Annotated in this window: 1 pseudogene; it reads left to right on the top strand. The window is 44.8% G+C overall.

Annotated elements, in window-relative coordinates:
• Positions 1–241, top strand: a pseudogene (locus LD028_RS09380) (TetR/AcrR family transcriptional regulator); the annotation flags it as partial.

Below are 241 nucleotides of genomic sequence, written 5' to 3'. Positions count from 1 at the left end.
CAGCGTGCCTTGCAGCGCATTTTTACGTTTCGCCAGGAGCATGAACTGACAATAAAACTTTTACAAGAAGTTCGCGATATTGGCACGGCAGCTGTACGGGACGTGATGAAGCGGCTTGATCGTGAAATGATCGCTTACATTCGCGAAAAAATTGAAGAAGCGATGGCCAAAGGCGAAATTCGCCCTTGCAATTCAGAGTTAATGGCGTTTTTAATGTTCAAGATGTACATTGCGTTAAGCA

Source organism: Anoxybacillus sp. LAT27, assembly GCF_022030075.1.
Taxonomy (GTDB): Bacteria; Bacillota; Bacilli; order Bacillales; family Anoxybacillaceae; genus Anoxybacillus; species Anoxybacillus kestanbolensis.
Note: the sequence above shows the minus strand (reverse complement) of the source record. Positions and strands in the feature narration are given on the sequence as shown.